At 45.2% G+C, this 14,369-nt stretch carries 26 protein-coding genes; 23 read left to right on the top strand and 3 right to left on the bottom strand.

The features are described 5' to 3' along the window. Positions 1-84: 84 nt before the first annotated feature. Genes C6H00_RS07540 through C6H00_RS07530 form a run of 3 tightly spaced genes read right to left on the bottom strand, consistent with a single transcriptional unit; the run spans position 85 to position 3,546 of the window. Positions 85-1,365: a 2,3,4,5-tetrahydropyridine-2,6-carboxylate N-succinyltransferase gene (locus C6H00_RS07540; protein WP_104750368.1), complete on the bottom strand. Its 1,281-nt coding sequence runs from the start codon at positions 1,363-1,365 to the stop codon at positions 85-87. Further along, positions 1,352-2,461, bottom strand: coding sequence for a flavodoxin-dependent (E)-4-hydroxy-3-methylbut-2-enyl-diphosphate synthase (gene ispG, locus C6H00_RS07535; protein WP_104750367.1), 1,110 nt, complete (start codon positions 2,459-2,461; stop codon positions 1,352-1,354). The genes C6H00_RS07540 and ispG overlap by 14 nt, the downstream gene beginning before the upstream one ends. Before the next feature lie 5 nt (positions 2,462-2,466). Continuing rightward, positions 2,467-3,546 (bottom strand): ATP-binding protein, encoded by a 1,080-nt coding sequence (locus C6H00_RS07530; RefSeq protein ID WP_104750366.1) that lies wholly within the window; start codon positions 3,544-3,546, stop codon positions 2,467-2,469. A gap of 141 nt (positions 3,547-3,687) precedes the next feature. Here C6H00_RS07530 and rpsJ point away from each other — a divergent pair, with 141 nt between their 5' ends. The 23 genes from rpsJ to infA are packed head-to-tail and all read left to right on the top strand — an operon-like array spanning position 3,688 to position 14,320. Continuing rightward, positions 3,688-4,002 carry a 30S ribosomal protein S10 gene (rpsJ, locus tag C6H00_RS07525; protein ID WP_013469780.1) on the top strand — a complete coding sequence of 105 codons (315 nt, stop codon included), beginning with the start codon at positions 3,688-3,690 and terminating at the stop codon, positions 4,000-4,002. Between the two features lie 23 nt (positions 4,003-4,025). Then, complete coding sequence (gene rplC / locus C6H00_RS07520) at positions 4,026-4,598, top strand: 50S ribosomal protein L3 (RefSeq protein WP_104750365.1); 573 nt, start codon at positions 4,026-4,028, stop codon at positions 4,596-4,598. Between the two features lie 13 nt (positions 4,599-4,611). After that, positions 4,612-5,220 (top strand): 50S ribosomal protein L4, encoded by a 609-nt coding sequence (gene rplD, locus C6H00_RS07515; protein WP_104750364.1) that lies wholly within the window; start codon positions 4,612-4,614, stop codon positions 5,218-5,220. Positions 5,221-5,230: 10 nt separating this feature from the next. Next, positions 5,231-5,512 carry a 50S ribosomal protein L23 gene (locus C6H00_RS07510; protein ID WP_104750363.1) on the top strand — a complete coding sequence of 94 codons (282 nt, stop codon included), beginning with the start codon at positions 5,231-5,233 and terminating at the stop codon, positions 5,510-5,512. 8 nt (positions 5,513-5,520) lie between these two features. Next, positions 5,521-6,351, top strand: coding sequence for a 50S ribosomal protein L2 (gene rplB / locus C6H00_RS07505; protein ID WP_104750362.1), 831 nt, complete (start codon positions 5,521-5,523; stop codon positions 6,349-6,351). Positions 6,352-6,353: 2 nt separating this feature from the next. Continuing rightward, positions 6,354-6,635, top strand: a complete 282-nt coding sequence (rpsS, locus tag C6H00_RS07500) for a 30S ribosomal protein S19 (RefSeq protein WP_104750361.1) — start codon at positions 6,354-6,356, stop codon at positions 6,633-6,635. A gap of 30 nt (positions 6,636-6,665) precedes the next feature. Continuing rightward, positions 6,666-6,995: a 50S ribosomal protein L22 gene (gene rplV / locus C6H00_RS07495; protein ID WP_104750360.1), complete on the top strand. Its 330-nt coding sequence runs from the start codon at positions 6,666-6,668 to the stop codon at positions 6,993-6,995. Then, complete coding sequence (gene rpsC, locus C6H00_RS07490; RefSeq protein WP_104750359.1) at positions 6,996-7,703, top strand: 30S ribosomal protein S3; 708 nt, start codon at positions 6,996-6,998, stop codon at positions 7,701-7,703. It abuts the gene before it with no gap. Between the two features lie 2 nt (positions 7,704-7,705). After that, positions 7,706-8,131 (top strand): 50S ribosomal protein L16, encoded by a 426-nt coding sequence (rplP, locus tag C6H00_RS07485; RefSeq protein WP_104750358.1) that lies wholly within the window; start codon positions 7,706-7,708, stop codon positions 8,129-8,131. After that, positions 8,118-8,309: a 50S ribosomal protein L29 gene (gene rpmC / locus C6H00_RS07480; protein WP_104750357.1), complete on the top strand. Its 192-nt coding sequence runs from the start codon at positions 8,118-8,120 to the stop codon at positions 8,307-8,309. The genes rplP and rpmC overlap by 14 nt, the downstream gene beginning before the upstream one ends. Then, positions 8,309-8,572 (top strand): 30S ribosomal protein S17, encoded by a 264-nt coding sequence (rpsQ, locus tag C6H00_RS07475; protein WP_104750356.1) that lies wholly within the window; start codon positions 8,309-8,311, stop codon positions 8,570-8,572. Before rpmC ends, rpsQ begins: the two co-directional genes overlap by 1 nt. Then, positions 8,569-8,937 (top strand): 50S ribosomal protein L14, encoded by a 369-nt coding sequence (gene rplN, locus C6H00_RS07470; RefSeq protein WP_104695399.1) that lies wholly within the window; start codon positions 8,569-8,571, stop codon positions 8,935-8,937. The genes rpsQ and rplN overlap by 4 nt, the downstream gene beginning before the upstream one ends. After that, entirely contained in the window at positions 8,937-9,170 is a 234-nt protein-coding gene (rplX, locus tag C6H00_RS07465) for a 50S ribosomal protein L24 (RefSeq protein ID WP_104750355.1), read from the top strand. The genes rplN and rplX overlap by 1 nt, the downstream gene beginning before the upstream one ends. Before the next feature lie 5 nt (positions 9,171-9,175). Then, positions 9,176-9,721: a 50S ribosomal protein L5 gene (gene rplE, locus C6H00_RS07460; protein ID WP_104750354.1), complete on the top strand. Its 546-nt coding sequence runs from the start codon at positions 9,176-9,178 to the stop codon at positions 9,719-9,721. Further along, positions 9,721-9,906: a type Z 30S ribosomal protein S14 gene (locus C6H00_RS07455; RefSeq protein WP_104750353.1), complete on the top strand. Its 186-nt coding sequence runs from the start codon at positions 9,721-9,723 to the stop codon at positions 9,904-9,906. Before rplE ends, C6H00_RS07455 begins: the two co-directional genes overlap by 1 nt. 9 nt (positions 9,907-9,915) lie before the next feature. Further along, entirely contained in the window at positions 9,916-10,311 is a 396-nt protein-coding gene (gene rpsH / locus C6H00_RS07450; protein WP_104750352.1) for a 30S ribosomal protein S8, read from the top strand. 9 nt (positions 10,312-10,320) lie between these two features. After that, positions 10,321-10,857: a 50S ribosomal protein L6 gene (gene rplF / locus C6H00_RS07445; protein WP_104750351.1), complete on the top strand. Its 537-nt coding sequence runs from the start codon at positions 10,321-10,323 to the stop codon at positions 10,855-10,857. A gap of 9 nt (positions 10,858-10,866) precedes the next feature. Next, the gene (rplR, locus tag C6H00_RS07440; RefSeq protein ID WP_104750350.1) at positions 10,867-11,223 is read left to right on the top strand and encodes a 50S ribosomal protein L18; all 357 of its coding nucleotides are present in this window, start codon (positions 10,867-10,869) and stop codon (positions 11,221-11,223) included. Between the two features lie 8 nt (positions 11,224-11,231). Next, positions 11,232-11,672, top strand: a complete 441-nt coding sequence (rpsE, locus tag C6H00_RS07435; RefSeq protein WP_104750349.1) for a 30S ribosomal protein S5 — start codon at positions 11,232-11,234, stop codon at positions 11,670-11,672. An 8-nt stretch (positions 11,673-11,680) separates the two neighbouring features. Next, positions 11,681-12,085, top strand: a complete 405-nt coding sequence (gene rplO, locus C6H00_RS07430) for a 50S ribosomal protein L15 (protein ID WP_104750348.1) — start codon at positions 11,681-11,683, stop codon at positions 12,083-12,085. Continuing rightward, positions 12,082-13,341, top strand: a complete 1,260-nt coding sequence (secY, locus tag C6H00_RS07425) for a preprotein translocase subunit SecY (RefSeq protein WP_104750347.1) — start codon at positions 12,082-12,084, stop codon at positions 13,339-13,341. The genes rplO and secY overlap by 4 nt, the downstream gene beginning before the upstream one ends. After that, positions 13,341-14,102 carry a type I methionyl aminopeptidase gene (gene map / locus C6H00_RS07420; protein WP_104750346.1) on the top strand — a complete coding sequence of 254 codons (762 nt, stop codon included), beginning with the start codon at positions 13,341-13,343 and terminating at the stop codon, positions 14,100-14,102. Before secY ends, map begins: the two co-directional genes overlap by 1 nt. After that, the gene (infA, locus tag C6H00_RS07415) at positions 14,102-14,320 is read left to right on the top strand and encodes a translation initiation factor IF-1 (protein ID WP_104750345.1); all 219 of its coding nucleotides are present in this window, start codon (positions 14,102-14,104) and stop codon (positions 14,318-14,320) included. The genes map and infA overlap by 1 nt, the downstream gene beginning before the upstream one ends. Positions 14,321-14,369 lie beyond the last annotated feature (49 nt).

The raw sequence follows: 14,369 nt of genomic DNA, 5'->3' as shown, positions 1-14,369 counted from the left end.
AACCCTAGCAACCCCCGCAATGCGACATTTAAATAAACCATACAAACCCCTTAGAAAACTTGAGTTTGTATATTAACACAAAACTTAGTGGTGTAAACTTTCATTCAAAGCAATCTTACGCACACTTCTAAAAGCGATCATTTTCCCGCTCTGACTCTCCTGTCTGAAGTGCAAGCCATGCATTCCAGAGAGCTCCTTACCTTTATAAAGTCCCTCTGCTTTGGGCGTGAAATTCGGGTTGATCTTTTGGAGTTCCTGCGCGCTCTTAAGGGTGATTTCAAAAATGGTCCCGGCTAAAACCCCAATGCCCGCATCCACAATACAGCCATCTCCTAGGCTAATTCCCAGCACACAATTAGCCCCCAACAAACAATTCTTGCCAATGCTAATAGGTTGGCTATTGCCTCCAGAGAGCACGCCTAACACGCTCGCTCCCCCGCCAATGTCTGTGCCTTCACCCACGACCACTGAAGAGCTAATACGCCCCTCATTCATACAAGCCCCCTCCACGCCCGCATTAAAGTTAATGTAACTGGCTCCGGGCATTTGGGTATAGCCCCCCTTGCCCAAATATGCCCCAAAGCGTGTTTTAGAGCTATCAAGCAGACGGATATTATCCACTTGAGGCAGGACTTGCATCAAATAGCGAGGGAATTTATCAATGAAGTCAATGCGTGGATACTCTCCTTGCATTTTAAGGCGTACTTCCTCATCTCTGAGCCATTCTAATTCATAGGCAGTGTTATCACTCCAAGCCACATTAGGCAAGAGTCCAAAAACCCCCTCTAAATTCAGACTGCGCAGGGGGGCTTTGCCTAGTGAGAGGGCTAAGAGCTTCATGTAAGCACTCTCTAAACTTGCACATGCTTTATCCTCATAAATTACCACTAAATGGTAATTATGATAATACTGCGTAGAAAAACTTGCCGTGTGTTCTTTGGTAGAGATCTCGCAACTAGGGCGTACTTCCTGCACCAAAGGAGTGTAAAGTTGGTTGCGGTTTAAGACTTTAGCCAACTCTAAAATCACTTGGATGTTTTTATGGCTGTTTTTATCATGCAAGACCTCTTGTAAAAAAGGGGAGTAGAGTTCTAGGGCGCGATGGATAAAGTTTTTATCAATCCCATAGACCGCCTCGCTTTTTAGATCTTCTTGCACATATAAAGGTGGGCAGTGCTTAATAGACTCCATAAAGACCGCATATGAGCCTAAACATTCCTCGCCCCAGTTTAAAACGGGGAAAGTAGCGCACAAGGGCTTGGCACTCTTTTGTCCACGCTGGATTTTAGCAATCCCAAAAGCTAGGGGTTTTCTATAATTAGGTGAATTCTGATAATCACTCACAAAGAGCTTAAATTTTTGCATGGTTTTCCTCTTTTTCTTGTTCTAAGGCTAGGGTTTGCACTTCAAAAACAAAGGTTTCTAAAAGCTGGTCTTCGGGGAGCTTGTGAATCACCTTGCCCTTTTTGATGATCAGCCCGCTTTTTTTGCCAAAGGCGATGGCTATATCGGCATGTTTGGCCTCTCCTAACGCGTTCACCACACAACCCATCACGCTCACATCTAAGGGGATTTTAATATGGGCTAGGCGTTGTTCTACCTCACGCATCATGGCCACTAAGTTTGATTCAATGCGCCCGCAGGTGGGACAGGAAATAAAAGTAATGCCTTCTTTTTGCCGCCCACTATAGCGCAAAATCGCCTTAGCTACGCGAATCTCTTCCTCAAGCTCTCCTGTGATAGACACGCGCATGGTGTCTCCAATCCCCTCGCGTAACAATTGCCCTAAGGCCATCGCGCTTTTAATGCTGGAGTGGAACAAACTCCCCGCCTCTGTTACCCCCAAGTGAAAGGGGTAGGGCACTAGGGGGCGTAATTGTTGGTAAGCCCTGATTGTGCGCTCCACATCGCTAGCTTTCAGAGAAATTTTAATATTAGTAAAGCCGGCATCTTCTAAGAGTTTAATATTATATAGGGCGGATTGCACCATCCCCTCAGGGGTTGCCCCATATTTGAGCTCAAAGGGTTTTTCTAAGCTCCCCCCATTAACCCCGATTCGAATGGGCAAATTACGCGCGTTACAAGCTTGAGCGACCGCTTTGATTTTGGTGGGCGCGCCAATATTGCCCGGGTTGATACGGATAGCGTCCACACTTTCAGCCGCGATCAGGGCTAGGTGATGATGAAAGTGAATGTCAGCAATCAAAGGCAAAGAGGCAACTTTTTTAAGTTCTTTAAGAGCTGAAGCGTCTTTTTTATGGCGCACAGCCACGCGCACCAAATCCGCCCCTGCCAATTTGAGGCGATCGATTTGGGCTTTAGTCGCCTCAATGTCGCAGGTTTGACTAAAGGTCATGCTTTGGGTGCTAATGGGGGCATTACCCCCAATACGCACCGCTCCGATAGAAATCTGCTTAGTGGGAAAACGAGGGTGCAAGAGTGTCCTTAACTTTTGGGGCATTATAGCTAATTTACCCCTAGTGTGGGCAAAATCTCTAGGACAAAGGTGGTAAAGCTATAGGCGTTGTAGGCGCGCGTGTTGATTATCCCACTTCCCTCAAAGTTGATAGTGATGATATATATGTGAGTGATTTGAAAAGTGCAATATTTTAAGAAATGATCTAGTCGTGCCTCTAAATTAGCAGGAAATGCCCATGGGAAGAAGCAAAAAGTTTCTGTGGCACTGCGCCCAATAAGACAAGAATCTGCATAGAAAAGTTGAGAAAAGTGATGCCGAAGTTCAAGAGCGACCATGTTTTCAAAAACAGGTGGGAGAGGATGAGTATGGCTGAAAGCATAGGGTAGAGCAAAATCGCAAAAATAAAGCCTTTTGGGACTTATTAAGCTGGACTCAAGTGGAGGAATGTAAAAGATACTTTGGCTAGCTTGCAAAAACTGCATGATCTCATAGAGCTTGTCTTTGGATATTTTGAGAGTTTTTTTTAGCTGTGTATAGAGATGATGGGTGGTTACACTCAGAGATTGGAAGCGCAATAAAGCCTTGAGGATTGGCAGTTGATTGCCTAAAAACAGGGCATAAATTTCTTGTTTGCGCCGGATTTTTTGGATGGGATGCATAAACAGCGTTTCTGGAAGATTGCCCTCTTTGAGAAAACGAGCCAGTAGGGTATTGCTAGGTTCTTTCTTTTGCAATAAGGCAAACTCTTGAAAGCGCAAGGGCCAAATAGATTTGCCTATAAAATCTTTTGGGGCTGATGGCGTATAGCTAATAAGAATAATGTGTTCTAAAGGAGGTAAAAAAATATCTTTGGGGCAGTGCTTGGCAATGAGAATATCCATGCGACCCTCAACATGGAGCTTGATTAAGGCATCCTTGAGTGCATTAAAGTCTAAGCGCACATCTGTGCCATCTATGTAAACAGGATGTTTGAAAGTATGGGCTATGCCTAGCGCGCACGCGCTCTTACCCACTTTTGCGCTCCCATAAAGACAAATCTTAGAGGCATTTGCAATATGAAATCTAGGAAAAATCCCATGTGTTGTAATGGCGTTTGCAAAACCCTCTTCCAAAATGACATCCCACATACACCAATTTTATCAGGGTTTCCTTTAAATAAGGAAAATATTCACATGTTCAAATGCGTAAAAAAGGCTCATGTCTTGACTAGATAGGCATTTTTGCCTAGAATTTAGGCTTTTAAAAATTTGACTTTTAAGAGGATATGGATGGAAAAAATACGCCTCAAACTCAAAGCGTACGATCACAGGGTGCTGGATCGATCTGTGATGGCGATTGTAGAAGCGGTGAAACGCTCCGGGTCTGAGATTAGGGGACCTATCCCCCTACCTACACGCAATAGGCGTTATACGGTTTTGCGCTCCCCTCATATCAATAAGGATTCTCGAGAACAATTTGAGATTCGCGTCCATAGTCGCTTGATTGACATTATGTCAGCGACACCTGAGACCGTGGATAGCTTGATGAAGTTGGATTTAGCTCCAGAAGTGGATGTAGAAGTTACCTCTATGGAAGGCAAATAACCCACACTTAAAGAAGGATACAAATGGAATATTTGGTTCAGAAAGTCGGCATGAGTCGTGTTGTGGGAGCACAAAGCGTACCTGTTACTTTACTTAAAGTCTTGGAAAGTAAAGTGTGTGAGATTAAGGATAAGCAGGTTTTGGTCGCCTATCCCTTGCATAAAACACATAATAAAGCTATCGCTGGACAACAAAAGAAATACAATTTAAGCAAAGAATTTAACCACTTTGCAACCCTCAATTCTCAAGTGAACGAATTGGGCGATCTGCCTTTAGAACCCTTAGAGAGTGCTAAACACATTAAGGCTACCTTTTATACCAAAGGACGGGGTTTCAGTGGAGCGATGAAGCGATGGAATTTTCAAGGTGGCCCAGCAGCGCATGGGAGTCGCTTTCATCGCCGTTTAGGTTCTATTGGAAATAGAGAGTGGCCCGGACGCGTACAAAAGGGTAAGAAAATGGCAGGACATTATGGAAACGAAAAGGTTACCTGCCATAATGAAGTGCTCTCCTTTGATAAGGAAAGTAAAATTTTGGTACTTAAGGGTTCTGTAGTGGGCTATGCTGGAGCCTATGGCAGGATTGTTATTAAGTAGGTAAAGGGAAGGTATGAAAGCAAGAGTACTAAATCAGCACTGCGAGCAGGTGGGAGAGTTGGAGTTGCCTGCACACTTTAAGGAAATTAAAGAGCATAATTTGTACCTGTGTGTCAAATACTATCGTGCTCAGGCTAGAGCTAATAATGCGCAAAGCAAAAATCGAGGCATGGTGAGTGGAGGTGGACGCAAGCCATGGAATCAAAAAGGAGGCGGGCGCGCTAGAGCCGGGAGCATCACTTCTCCGCTTTTTGTAGGCGGGGGCGTGTCTCATGGAGCGACCAATGAGCGTAACTACGATCTTAAAATCAATAAAAAGCAGAAAAAGCTGGCTTTAAAGTATGCTTTAGCCCAAAAAGCTTTGGCAGAAAAGTTGCTTGTTGTAGACAAAGTGGACATTTCTAGCAAGAAAACAAGAGATGCCCATGTGTTCTTACAAAAGTTTGGTTGTCGGGATGTATTGTTGGTTACTCATGCGCTTGAAGAGCATAACTTTTTAGCATTCAGAAATTTGCCTCATTGTTATTTAATTGAAGCAAGTGAGTTGAATGCATATTTGGTAGCTACTTATAGTGCCGTAGTTATGGAAAAATCTGCATTTGACACGCTTGTAACAGCTTAAAGGAGAGTGCATGGCAGACATCACAGATATTAAATCTATTCTTTACACAGAAAAATCTCTATCCATGCAAGAAAGCGCGGTACTTGTGGTGCAAACCGCTGCTAATATGAGTAAAAATCAACTCAAGGCAATTTTTAGAGAATATTTCGGTTTTGTGCCCCTAAAGATTAATGCTCTTAGGCAACATGGAAAAACCAAACGCTTTAAGGGCAGATTGGGGCAACGGAGCGAGACTAAAAAGTTCTATGTTAAACTCCCCAAAGATGCTAATATTAACGCTTTAAGCGCATAAGGATAGAGATGGCTATTAAGACTTATAAACCCTATACGCCAAGTCGCCGTTTTATGAGCGGAATAGACTCTAAGGACATTGCTGATAAGCCTAGTGTGAGGAAGCTTTTAGTTAAATTGCCCGTACACGCTGGACGCAATAACACAGGGCGTATCACCAGTCGGCACAAAGAAGGAGGAGCTAAGAGGCTTTATCGTATCATCGATTTCAAACGCAATAAGTTTGGCCTAGAGGGTAAGGTAGCTAGTATCGAGTACGATCCTTACCGCAATTCTCGTATTGCTTTAGTGGTTTACCCTGATGGAGACAAACGCTATATCTTGCAACCCAGCGGTCTCAAAGTAGGTGATGTAGTGATTGCTGCTGAAGAAGGACTAGATATTAAAATTGGCTTTGCAATGAAACTTAGGAGTATTCCTGTTGGAACCATTGTGCATAATATCGAAATGCACCCGGGTGCAGGCGGACAATTAGCCCGAAGTGCAGGAATGAGTGCCCAAATCATGGGTAGGGAGGGCAAGTACACCATCTTGCGCATGCCCAGTGCAGAAATGCGCTACATTTTGAGCGAGTGCATGGCCACTATTGGAGTTGTGGGCAATGAGGATTTTATTAACACCAGCATTGGTAAGGCCGGGCGTAATCGTTATAAGCGCGTACGGCCTCAAACACGCGGGAGTGCGATGAACCCAGTCGATCACCCCCATGGTGGTGGTGAGGGTAAAACCGGCTCTAGTGGGCATCCAGTTTCGCCCTGGGGTATTCCGGCTAAGGGCTATAAAACTAGGCGCAAAAAGGCTAGCGATCGCCTGATCATTTCACGAAAGAAAGGTAAATAACAATGGGAAGGTCGATTAAAAAAGGTCCCTTCATTGATAAACACCTCATGGATAAGACACTCAAGCATAAGGCTAAAAAGGATAGTAAGCCCATTAAGACTTGGTCACGCCGTAGCACAATTTTACCCGAGATGATTGGGCTAACCTATAGCGTGCACAATGGGCGAATCTTCATCCCCGTTTATATTACAGAAAACCATGTGGGCTACAAATTGGGCGAATTTGCGCCTACGCGTACCTTTAAAGGGCATAAGGGCACAGTGCAGAAAAAGATAGGTAAGTAACATGGTAGAACAACACACAAAGGAAGGCAAATGAGCACGGCGTTACTCAGGTATAGCAGACTTTCTCCCACTAAGGCGAGGTTGCTAGCTAGACAGGTGCAGGGCATGAACGCAGAGGTAGCAATCGCGCGCCTAGAATTCACCCCCAATAAAGCCGCACGCATTCTCTCAAGAGTGATCAGCGCAGCAGTGTACAATGGTGGACATGATTCCAAATCCGTTTCTGTGTTAAGTTGTCGCGTGGATGCAGGTCCCGTGCTTAAACGCCATATGCCCCGTGCACGAGGCAGAGCTACCGCTATTCGCAAACCCACAGCGCATATTTTAGTGAAAGTTGGCAAGCAGGGAGGGGACAACTAAATGGGTCAAAAGGTTAATCCGATTGGTTTGAGATTGGGGATCAATAAGAATTGGGCTTCTAGGTGGTTTCCTGGGGCACAGGATACGGTACAAAATATTGAGGAAGATCACCGCATCCGCAAATTTCTTAAAAAAGAACTCTATTATGCAGGGGTGAGCGAGATTGTGATCGAGCGCGCGGCTAAGAAGTTGCGTATCACCGTCGTGGCTGCACGCCCCGGACTTATCATTGGTAAGCAAGGCGTGGATATTGAAAAGATCAAGGTTTCTCTAAAAAATCTTATCAAAAAAGAAATTGCTCTGAGCATTAAAGAGGTCAAACGCCCTCAAGCAGATGCCCAGTTGTGCGCTGAAAATGTTGCCACCCAGTTAGAAAAGCGCGTAGCTTTCAGAAGGGCGATGAAAAAAGTCATGCAAACGGCAATGAAATCCGGTGCGCGCGGGATTAAAGTGCGCGTTTCAGGGCGTTTGGCTGGAGCTGAGATTGCGCGTACAGAATGGTATATGGAGGGGCGCGTGCCCTTGCACACCCTGCGGGCTAAAATTGATTATGGTTTTGCAGAAGCTATGACCGTTTATGGAATTATTGGTGTCAAGGTTTGGATTTTCAAAGGCGAAGTGCTCCAAAAGGGTATCCAAGTCGAAAAACGCGAAGAAGAGGGTGAAGAGAGGGCTCCTAGGGGGCGCACTAGAAGAGGGAGAGAATAGTCATGTTGATGCCTAAAAAGACGAAGTACCGCAAGCAGATGAAAGGGAGAAATCGAGGTAAATCTGCGCGCGGAGTCAAACTGGCTTTTGGAGATATTGGAATCAAGGCCGTAGAACATGGGCGTATCGATTCACGCCAAATTGAGGCGGCAAGGGTGGCGATGACGCGCCACATCAAAAGAGCTGGAAAAGTGTGGATTCGCGTTTTTCCTGATAAACCTCTTACGGCTAAACCCTTAGAAACCCGCATGGGTAAGGGGAAGGGCTCTGTGGAAAAATGGGTGATGAATATCAAGCCTGGGCGTATTGTCTATGAAATGTTGGGGATTGAGGAGAATCTAGCCAGAGAAGCTCTAACCCTAGCTCAAAGAAAGTTGCCTTTCAAGACAAAAATTGTAACCAAAGAGAGTGAGAATGAAGTTTATTGAATTGAAAGAGAAGGGTAGAAAGGAGTTGGAGAAGTTGCTTAAAGATAAGAAATTAGAGCTCTTTGAGTTGCGTATCAAACTCAAAACCATGCAGATTAAGAACCCAAATGAAGTTAGAACGGCGCGCAAGGATATTGCCCGTATTAATACTGCGCTTAGTGCCTTAAAGAGGTCTTAATGGAAACTAAACAACCCCACAAGCGTACCATTCAAGGTAAGGTAGTGAATAAAATTGATGCCTGCAGTGCAGTGATCTTGGTAGAAAGAAAGGTATTGCACAAAAAATACCGCAAGATTGTCAAGCGTTTTAAGAAATATACCATCGATGATCGCCAAAATACTTCCCAAGTCGGAGATTTTGTGAGCGCTATTGAGTGTAAACCCGTGTCCAAAACTAAAACCTTTGCTTTGCATGAGATTTTGATCAAGGGAGTTTCATGATACAGAGTTTTAGCAGACTGGTCGTGGCAGATAATAGCGGAGGCAAAGAAATCATGTGCATTAAGGTTTTGGGGGGAAGCCATAAACGCTATGCAAGTGTGGGAGATGTGATCGTGGCTTCTGTCAAAAAAGCCATCCCTAATGGCAAGGTCAAAAAAGGGCAGGTGGTCAAGGCGGTGATTGTGCGCACCAAAAAAGAAGTGCAACGCCCCAATGGCTCGCTAATTCGCTTTGATGACAATGCGGCCGTGATCTTGGATGCCAAGCGCGACCCTGTAGGGACACGCATTTTTGGACCAGTAAGTCGGGAAGTGCGTTATGCTAACTTTATGAAAATTATCTCTTTGGCTCCGGAGGTACTCTAATGAAGTGTAAAATTAAAAAAGACGACCTGGTCAGGATCATCACAGGGGATGACAAGGGTAAGGTGGGCAAGGTTTTGGCGGTTTTCCCTAAAAAATCCACTCTCTTGGTTGAGGGTTGCAAGCTAGCTAAAAAAGCACTAAAGCCCAATCCTAATGAAGAAAATCCTCAAAGTGGGCACATTTTTAAAGAGATGCCCATCCATATCTCTAATGTGAAGAAAGAGAAGGAGTAGGCGCGATGGACGGCTTGAAAAACTTCTATGAAAAAGAAGTGAAAAAGAAACTAGCGGAGGAGCTAGGCATTAAAAATCCCATGTTATTGCCCAAGCTAGAAAAAATTGTACTCAGCGTGGGCGCGGGGGACTATGCTAAAGACGCTAAAATCATGCAAAATATCGCCCAAACTCTCTCGCTGATTGCCGGGCAGAAGGCGGTTATCACAAAGGCGAAAAAATCAGTCGCTGGTTTTAAAATCCGCGAAAACATGGCAGTGGGCGTGAAAGTTACCTTGAGAAATAGGGTCATGTTTAACTTTTTAGAAAAACTCATTGTGATTGCCTTGCCCAGAGTAAAAGATTTTAGGGGGGTGTCTAAAAATGGCTTTGATGGGCGGGGGAATTATGGCTTTGGCTTGAGCGAACAGCTGATCTTCCCTGAGGTAATCTATGATGACATTATGGTAACCCATGGACTCAACATCGCCATCATCACTTCCACAAATAACGATAAGGAGGCATTCAAGTTGCTAGAATTGCTTGGAATGCCCTTTTCTAAAGGGCACTAATGGCTAAAAAATCAATGATCGCAAAAACCCATAGAAAAGCGAAGTTTAAGGCGCGGGCTTATACCCGTTGCAATATCTGCGGACGGCCACATTCAGTGTACCGCGACTTTGGTCTGTGTCGGGTTTGTTTGCGTAAAATGGGCAATGAGGGTCTGATTCCGGGCCTAAGAAAAGCTAGTTGGTAAGGAGCGCACATGGTAAATGATATTGTCGCAGATTCTTTAACGCGTATCCGTAACGCGAGCATGCGCCGTTTAGAGGTTACCGAGCTTTACTATGCCAAAATCGTGGTGTCCATTCTGCAGATTTTTAAAGATCGGGGTTTCATCGCCAATTACCAAGTGATCGAAAAAAAAGGCAAAAATTTTATTTCTGTGGAATTGGCCTATGATGATAAAAGACGCGCGGTCATCAGCGAGATTAAACGCTTGAGCAAGCCCGGGCGTAGACTCTACAAGCAGGCTAGCGAGCTCAAACGCTTTAAAAATGGGTATGGGGTGATTGTGGTGAGTACCAGCAAAGGCGTGATCACCAATGAAGAAGCCTATAAACAGAATGTAGGCGGTGAAGTGCTTTGCAGTATTTGGTAGGAGTGTGGCATGTCAAGAATTGGTAAGAGAAATATTAAAATCCCTAGCGGGGTACAGGTGAGTGTGGAGGGGACTTGCTTGCATTTTAAAAATAGTAAGACAAGTCAAGTCCTAGAAACACATGGGCGTGTGCACATTGTCCTAGAGGGGGATGCCCTGCGTTTTGAGCCTGTGGGTGAAGGCGCACAGAGCCGTGCCTTTTGGGGCACTTATAACGCCCTCGCGCATAATATAGTCGTGGGCCTAGATAAGGGTTTTAGCAAGGTGTTAGAAATTAATGGCGTGGGTTATAAAGCTGCACTCGGGCATAAGGTCTTAGAGCTCACTTTGGGCTTTAGCCATCCTATCAAACACCCTATTCCTGAGGGTGTGGAAGTGGTGGTAGACAAAAACACCATCACGCTTAAAGGGAGCAATAAACAGCAAATCGGACAATTGGCCGCAGATATTCGCGCCTACCGCCCTCCAGAACCCTACAAGGGCAAGGGCATCAAGTACAGCGATGAAGTCATCTTGCGCAAAGCCGGTAAAACCGCTAAAAAATAAGGAAAGAGTATGACAGAGAGCGTTTTAGAAAAAAAGAAGCTCCAGCGCGCCAAGCGCAAAATGCGCGTGCGATCTAAAGTTTTTGGCACGCAGGAGCGTCCCCGTGTAAGCATTTTTAAATCTAATAAACATCTCTACGCCCAAGCCATTGATGACAATGCGCACGCCACTCTTGCGCATGTGGATGGCAGAAAATTGGGGCTAGGGAAGAATATTGAAGCTAGCAAAAAGCTAGCGGTAATTTTTGCAGAGAGCCTTAAACAAAAGGGCATTGAAAAAGTGGTGTACGATCGCAATGGTTATTTATACCACGGAGTGGTGGCCGCATTTGCGCAAACCTTGCGCGAGCAAAATATCGCGCTCTAAGGATGGGTATGGAAATCAATAAAGAAGAGTTTTCAGAAGTTGTAGTCAATATTGGACGCGTTACTAAAGTGGTCAAGGGCGGGCGACGCTTCCGCTTTAACGCTTTGGTGGTGATTGGCAATAAAAATGGGCTTGTGGGCTTTGGACTAGGTAAAGCCAAAGAAGTCCCCGATGCGATCAAAAAAGCCATTGATGACGCGTTTAAAAACATCATTGAGGTTAAAATTAAGGGTACGACCATCGCCCATGACATCGAATGCAAGTACAACGCCAGCCGTATTTTGCTCAAACCCGCCTCTGAAGGAACAGGTGTTATTGCTGGGGGTTCTACACGCCCCATGATTGAGCTAGCCGGCATTAAGGACATTTTGACTAAGTCACTAGGCTCTAACAACCCTTATAATGTGGTGCGCGCCACCTTTGATGCGCTCTCTAAAATCAAAGGATAGGAGTTTTTATGGCACTAAATAATGTACGCCCCGCTTGTGGTAGTGTCAAGCACACCAAGCGCGTAGGACGCGGGCAGGGTTCTGGCATGGGCAAAACCTCCACAAGGGGAGGTAAGGGACAGACTGCGCGCACAGGTTATAAACAAAAACGCGGGTTTGAGGGGGGGCAACAACCCCTGCAACGCCGTTTGCCCAAAGTAGGCTTTAAAAGCCGTACAAAGGGCTTGGTCTACGCGATCAATGTTGCCAAACATAAAGAAATTTTTGAGCTAGAGACCTTGAGCTTGGAGCTCATTAAAAAGGTGCACCCCTTCCCCTCCTATATTGAAAAAGTGAAGCTTATTGGAGCTGGGGCTAAAGAGTTGGTCTCTAGGGTTCAAGATGAGAGAATTCGCACCAGCGGGCAAAAATGACAAAAGCCATCGCGACTAAGATTTTCATCACTCTGGGGTATTTATTTCTCTATCGGGTGTTGGCCTATGTCCCCATTCCGGGAGTGGATTTAGCCGCCATTAAGTCTTTTTTTGACAGCAATTCTAGCAACGCTTTAGGGCTTTTCAACATGTTTAGTGGGAACGCGGTCTCGCGTCTGAGCATTATCTCTTTGGGGATCATGCCCTATATCACCGCCTCGATCATTATGGAGCTTTTAAGTGCCACCTTTCCCAACCTCGCTAAGATGAAAAAAGAGCGCGATGGCATGCAAAAATACATGCAAATTGTGCGTTATGCCACCATTGGCATTACCATCATCCAAGCCCTCAGCGTCTCCTTTGGGTTGCGCTCTATTGGACATGGACCTAATGGGGCGATCATGGTCTCCATGCAAACCTTTTTGATTATCTCTACATTTTCTATGCTCACTGGCACGATGTTGCTCATGTGGATTGGTGAACAGATCACTCAAAGAGGTGTGGGCAATGGGATTAGTCTTATCATCTTTGCAGGCATTGTTTCAGGCATTCCCTCTGCCATTGCGGGGACTTTTAACCTTGTGAATACGGGCGTGATCAATATTTTAGTCTTGATTGGGATTGTGGCAATCATCCTAGCGACCATTTTTGCGATCATCTATGTTGAACTGGCAGAGCGCCGCATCCCTATCTCTTACGCCCGTAAGGTGATGATGCAAAATCAAAATAAGCGCATCATGAATTACATCCCCATTAAGCTTAACTTAAGCGGAGTGATTCCTCCTATTTTTGCCTCTGCGCTTTTGGTTTTTCCTTCTACGATCTTGCAAGCCTCTTCTAATAAGATTTTACAGGCGATTGCAGACTTCTTAAACCCACATGGCTATGCCTATAACATCCTCATGTTCTTGCTCATTATCTTTTTTGCTTATTTTTATTCCTCCATTGTTTTTAACGCCAAGGATATTGCGGATAATCTCAAGCGTAATGGCGGGTTTATTGCAGGCTTAAGACCGGGTGAGGGAACTTCGAGCTTTTTAAATACTGTGGCGAGCCGTCTGACTTTTTGGGGGTCTTTGTATCTGGCCATTATTTCTACTCTACCTTGGATTTTGGTCAAGGCGATGGGCGTGCCCTTTTACTTTGGAGGTACGGCGGTGCTCATCGTGGTACAAGTTGCCATTGATACCATGAAAAAAATCGAAGCGCAGATTTATATGAGCAAGTATAAAACCTTGAGCGCGATAGGCTTTTAATGGCGATTGCCATCCGTAATACTAAAGAGATTGAAGCCCTACGCCGTGCGGGGGCTGTGGTAGGGCAGACTTTAGCACTCTTGCGCGAAAGAATCCAAGTGGACATGAGTTTGCTCGAGCTAGACGCTTTGGCTGAGGAGCACATTTACAAACTGCGCGCTAAGCCTGCCTTTAAGGGACTCTATGGATTCCCCAACGCGCTTTGTACCTCTTTAAATGAAGTGGCTATTCATGGCATTCCTACAAACTACCGCCTACAAGAGGGAGATATTGTGGGCTTGGATTTGGGCGCGCAAGCGCAGGGTTTTTTTGGTGATGGGGCGATCACTTTGGGCGTGGGCAAAATCAGCTCGCAAGATGAGAGCTTGATCGCTTGTGCTCAAGAGAGTTTGCATGAAGCCATTGACGCACTGGAGGTGGGCATGCATTTTAAGGAACTCAGTCAGATTTTAGAGAATTCTATTAGAAAAAGGGGTTTTGTACCCCTGCTAGATTTTTGCGGGCATGGGATTGGCAAAAGTCCCCATGAAGAGCCTCAAATTCCTAACTATTTGACCCCCGGGGCTAAGGCCAAATCTGGACCTAAAATCAAAGAAGGCATGGTTTTTTGTATAGAGCCGATGATCTGCCAAAAACAGGGTGTGCCAAAAATTTTAGAGGATAAATGGAGTGTGGTGTCTGTAGATGGGTTACGCACCAGCCATTATGAGCATACCATTGCGATGGTGGGCAAAAAAGCCAGAATTTTAACGGAGGTTTGATGGGCAAAGATGATGTCATAGAGGTGGATGGGAAGGTTATTGAATGTTTGCCCAACGCCACCTTTAAAGTGGAGTTAGAAAATAAACATGTAGTGTTGTGTCGTATTTCTGGAAAAATGCGCATGCACTATATCCGCATTGCCTTAGGCGATCGGGTACGCTTAGAGCTCACCCCCTATAGTCTGGATAAGGGACGCATCACTTTCCGCTACAAGTGATTAAGTTAGTTCTAACCAAAGATGGCTAGAATAAGGGTTTTGCTCAAGT

The organism is Helicobacter cynogastricus, assembly GCF_900197855.1.
Taxonomy (GTDB): Bacteria; Campylobacterota; Campylobacteria; order Campylobacterales; family Helicobacteraceae; genus Helicobacter; species Helicobacter cynogastricus.
This window is presented reverse-complemented; position numbering and strand designations above follow the sequence as displayed.

Coding starts and splice junctions, on each gene's coding strand:
- rplX (WP_104750355.1), top strand. CDS start 8,937: ATGAAGTGTAAAATTAAAAAAGACGACCTGGTCAGGATCATCACAGGG.
- rpmC (WP_104750357.1), top strand. CDS start 8,118: ATGAAGTTTATTGAATTGAAAGAGAAGGGTAGAAAGGAGTTGGAGAAG.
- rplC (WP_104750365.1), top strand. CDS start 4,026: ATGGAATATTTGGTTCAGAAAGTCGGCATGAGTCGTGTTGTGGGAGCA.
- C6H00_RS07540 (WP_104750368.1), bottom strand. CDS start 1,365: ATGCAAAAATTTAAGCTCTTTGTGAGTGATTATCAGAATTCACCTAAT.
- rplE (WP_104750354.1), top strand. CDS start 9,176: ATGGACGGCTTGAAAAACTTCTATGAAAAAGAAGTGAAAAAGAAACTA.
- rpsC (WP_104750359.1), top strand. CDS start 6,996: ATGGGTCAAAAGGTTAATCCGATTGGTTTGAGATTGGGGATCAATAAG.
- rplO (WP_104750348.1), top strand. CDS start 11,681: ATGGCACTAAATAATGTACGCCCCGCTTGTGGTAGTGTCAAGCACACC.
- rplR (WP_104750350.1), top strand. CDS start 10,867: ATGACAGAGAGCGTTTTAGAAAAAAAGAAGCTCCAGCGCGCCAAGCGC.
- C6H00_RS07530 (WP_104750366.1), bottom strand. CDS start 3,546: ATGTGGGATGTCATTTTGGAAGAGGGTTTTGCAAACGCCATTACAACA.
- rplF (WP_104750351.1), top strand. CDS start 10,321: ATGTCAAGAATTGGTAAGAGAAATATTAAAATCCCTAGCGGGGTACAG.
- secY (WP_104750347.1), top strand. CDS start 12,082: ATGACAAAAGCCATCGCGACTAAGATTTTCATCACTCTGGGGTATTTA.
- C6H00_RS07455 (WP_104750353.1), top strand. CDS start 9,721: ATGGCTAAAAAATCAATGATCGCAAAAACCCATAGAAAAGCGAAGTTT.
- rplN (WP_104695399.1), top strand. CDS start 8,569: ATGATACAGAGTTTTAGCAGACTGGTCGTGGCAGATAATAGCGGAGGC.
- rpsQ (WP_104750356.1), top strand. CDS start 8,309: ATGGAAACTAAACAACCCCACAAGCGTACCATTCAAGGTAAGGTAGTG.
- rplV (WP_104750360.1), top strand. CDS start 6,666: ATGAGCACGGCGTTACTCAGGTATAGCAGACTTTCTCCCACTAAGGCG.
- rplP (WP_104750358.1), top strand. CDS start 7,706: ATGTTGATGCCTAAAAAGACGAAGTACCGCAAGCAGATGAAAGGGAGA.
- infA (WP_104750345.1), top strand. CDS start 14,102: ATGGGCAAAGATGATGTCATAGAGGTGGATGGGAAGGTTATTGAATGT.
- rpsE (WP_104750349.1), top strand. CDS start 11,232: ATGGAAATCAATAAAGAAGAGTTTTCAGAAGTTGTAGTCAATATTGGA.
- C6H00_RS07510 (WP_104750363.1), top strand. CDS start 5,231: ATGGCAGACATCACAGATATTAAATCTATTCTTTACACAGAAAAATCT.
- rplD (WP_104750364.1), top strand. CDS start 4,612: ATGAAAGCAAGAGTACTAAATCAGCACTGCGAGCAGGTGGGAGAGTTG.
- rpsS (WP_104750361.1), top strand. CDS start 6,354: ATGGGAAGGTCGATTAAAAAAGGTCCCTTCATTGATAAACACCTCATG.
- rplB (WP_104750362.1), top strand. CDS start 5,521: ATGGCTATTAAGACTTATAAACCCTATACGCCAAGTCGCCGTTTTATG.
- rpsJ (WP_013469780.1), top strand. CDS start 3,688: ATGGAAAAAATACGCCTCAAACTCAAAGCGTACGATCACAGGGTGCTG.
- map (WP_104750346.1), top strand. CDS start 13,341: ATGGCGATTGCCATCCGTAATACTAAAGAGATTGAAGCCCTACGCCGT.
- ispG (WP_104750367.1), bottom strand. CDS start 2,461: ATGCCCCAAAAGTTAAGGACACTCTTGCACCCTCGTTTTCCCACTAAG.
- rpsH (WP_104750352.1), top strand. CDS start 9,916: ATGGTAAATGATATTGTCGCAGATTCTTTAACGCGTATCCGTAACGCG.